Genomic DNA, 3,119 nt, shown 5'->3' with positions numbered 1-3,119 from the left:
CGGCGCGAGCTCGATGCTTTTTATACCGCTTGGATCCGAGATCAAATTTTCGCTCATCAAATATCCTACCGCAAGCGCCTTTAAATCGCTCGGAGTCGCCATAAGCGCACCGAAACGCTTGCCGTTTAGTAAAATTTCAAGCTTGATCTCGCGCACCAAGATATCGCTTACGATCCTTCTTTCATCCCCTTTAAATTTAACTATCTCCGCCCTATAAATCGGCTCCATAGACCTTCCTTATTTTAATTTCGCCCGTATCGTAGTGAAATTTTGCTTAAATAGCCTTAATTCGCCGAAGTAAAGCCGAAGCGGCGTGCGTAAATTTAAATCGCTCGCAGTTTTGTATTTAAAAAATCGCGTGGAAAATCCACGAGCCGCTTGCAAATTGCAAGCGGCTATGAAGCGCCCACAGAGATGAAATTTCATCAAATTTTGCCGCTACCTGCAGCCGCGATGAAATTTCATCTATGTAAAGCGGGCGGAGCTTGCCGCCCAAACTACCTATGCACCGGCGATAGATAAGGTTTTTCAGAGTGCATCGACATCTCGTTTTGTCTTCTGAACTCGATAAACTCGCTCTCGCTAAGCTTTCTGATATTTGCGATCGTCATTTTTAGAGGCGGGATGCCCGATAGCGGATCCAGATCGCCCGCATGCACGAGCTCGTTGCCGTCGGCCTCGCTGTAATGGAAGGTCGTAAATATCGTGCCCTCTTTCAGATCCGGATTTATGCGAAGCTTCGCGGCGATCTGACCGCGCTTATTTTTAACGAGCGCGTAGCAGCCTTCGGTAAGCTCGCGTTCGCGTGCAATATCGGGGCTTACCTCGATGAGCGCGCCTTCTGCGCCCGCGCCGTACTCTAACGCGCGACACTCTCTCGTCATCGTGCCAGTATGGTAGTGATAAACCTTACGCCCGGTCGTAAATAAGCACGGATAAATTTCATCCGGTATTTCGCTAAGCGCGCCGCTTCCCACCGGATAATCATCCGGGATTTTCATCTTGGCTCTAAAATCCGCCTCCGCCTTAGCACGCTCCTCTTTATCATCCACGTAAAGCACCGGCACCATTCTAAATTTACCATCAGGCAGCATTGATTTATGATCTGCATAAAGAACCGGTGTGCCCGGATGATCTTCATCAGGACATGGCCAGCTGATGCCGCCTAGCTTATCTAGCCTATAGTAGCTAATACCGCCGAAAAATTTAGGCATTAATGCACGCACTTCGTTCCAAATTTCTTCCGCGCTTAAAAAATCAAACCCTTCAAGTCCCATTCTTTGTGCGATATTGCAAACAACCTTCCAATCAGGCTCTACGCCAGGAGCCGGCTCGCTTGCCTTGCGCGTGCGCTGGACGCGGCGGGAAGTGTTTAAAAAGGTGCCATCCTTCTCGCCCCAGCCGGCAGCAGGCAGTACGACATCGGCTTTCTGTGCGCTCTCGGTAAAGAAAAGATCCTGCACGATAAAGCAATCCAAATGGTGCGTTGCATGCACGAAGTGCTCCGTCCAAGGATCGCTCATTACGGGGTTCTCGCCGTAAACGTAGAGCAGCTTCAGCTCGCCGCTATCCATCTTATCGGGAGCAATCGTAAGCTTAAAGCCTGGAGTTGGATTTAGCTCGAAGTGCCATACTCTGCGCGCCTGCTCCTGAGCATAAGCGGAATTTACCGCACCTGCCGGGATGACGTTAGGTAGCGCGCCCATGTCGCATGCGCCCTGGACGTTATTTTGACCGCGCAAAGGATTTACGCCTGCGCCTCTTTTACCTAAATTTCCCGTCAAAATAGCTAAATTTGAAAGCGAAAAGACGTTTGATGTGCCGTCGCTAAACTGCGTGATACCCATCGTGTAGCAGATCGCCGCCGCACCCGCTTTGGCATACATTCTAGCAGCTTCGATTACGAGCTCTTTTTTCACGCCGGTCTCGCGCTCGAAGCGCTCAGGTGTAAAGTCCTTAACCGCTTCTTTTAAATACTCGTAGCCGTGAGCGTAGTTTTTGATAAACTCGTCATCTTGCAGATTTTCAGCAATGATAACATTCATAATGGTATTTAGCGTCTTAATGTTCGCGCCCACTGGGATTTGCAGATAGATATCGGCTTTTTTCGCCATATCTGTGCGCTTCGGATCTACGACGATCATCTTGGCGCCGCGCTGGAGCCCGCGCTGCATCTGCATAGCGATGATCGGGTGACACTCGCTCGTGTTGGTGCCGATGAGTAAAAATACGTCCGTATCGGTAGCGAATTCGACCAAATCGTTCGTCATCGTTCCGTTTCCTAGCGTGTTGGCAAGACCTGCCACTGTAGGAGCGTGTCAAAGACGGGCGCAGTGATCGACGTTATTGCTGCCCTGAGCGCGGAAAAATTTCTGAAAAACGTAGTTGTCTTCGTTATTTGAGCGCGCCGAGCTAAAACCCATTATTGAGCTTGGACCATATTTAGCGACGGTCTCTTTAAATTTAGACGCTACAAAATCATAAGCCTCTTCAAAGCTTACCTCCTCAAGCTTACCGCTTCTATCAAATACTCCGTTTTTCTTACGGATCATAGGTTTAGCAAGGCGTTTTGGAGAGTTTACAAACTCCCAGCCGAACATCCCTTTTAAGCATAGCTCGCCGTCATTTACGTGGTGGGCCTGCGTAGGGCGCGCGTTTACGATCCTGCCGTCTTTTACGATAAGATCGATACCACAGCCGGTGCCGCAGTAAGGACAAGTCGTTTTGACAATCTTTTCTCTGGACTGCATAATATTCCTTTCAAGAATTTTGGTTTGCACGGCTATTATACTTTCTAGATTATAAAAGAAATTTTAAATTAGTGAATTTTTTTAAGCAAAATTTAAGCAATATGCAAATATCGCATATTAAATTGAATAGTTAAATTTTACGCTTTTACTTCGGTAATGGCGGCGTTTTAGCGTAAAATTTATCGCTTATCGCAAAAGACGCTTTTTAAGCTAAGTTTTATAATTTTAATAGAATTTTGAAATTATATTACGCTCCGTTTTATTTCAAAGCACGATTAAATTTTTATGAAATTTTAATGCTAATTTATCGGTATAATATATTAATTTAATTAAATGAAAATCTATATTAAAATTTATCAAAAACTCGCT

3 protein-coding genes are annotated in these 3,119 nt (G+C 46.4%); 1 reads left to right on the top strand and 2 read right to left on the bottom strand.

Annotation, left to right across the window (positions count from 1 at the left end; genetic code table 11):
• Positions 1-228: formate dehydrogenase accessory sulfurtransferase FdhD (locus Q0257_RS04140; RefSeq protein WP_298021903.1), on the bottom strand; the 228-nt coding region annotated here is incomplete at its 3' end.
• A gap of 150 nt (positions 229-378) precedes the next feature.
• Here Q0257_RS04140 and Q0257_RS04135 point away from each other — a divergent pair.
• Positions 379-522: a hypothetical protein gene (locus Q0257_RS04135; protein WP_298021900.1), complete on the top strand. Its 144-nt coding sequence runs from the start codon at positions 379-381 to the stop codon at positions 520-522.
• Here Q0257_RS04135 and Q0257_RS13055 read toward each other — a convergent pair.
• Positions 498-2,750, bottom strand: coding sequence for a molybdopterin-dependent oxidoreductase (locus Q0257_RS13055; RefSeq protein WP_297961179.1), 2,253 nt, complete (start codon positions 2,748-2,750; stop codon positions 498-500). The genes Q0257_RS04135 and Q0257_RS13055 overlap by 25 nt on opposite strands.
• Between the last annotated feature and the right edge of the window lie 369 nt (positions 2,751-3,119).

Source organism: uncultured Campylobacter sp. (genome assembly GCF_938018035.1).
Taxonomy (GTDB): Bacteria; Campylobacterota; Campylobacteria; order Campylobacterales; family Campylobacteraceae; genus Campylobacter_B.
Note: the sequence above shows the minus strand (reverse complement) of the source record. Positions and strands in the feature narration are given on the sequence as shown.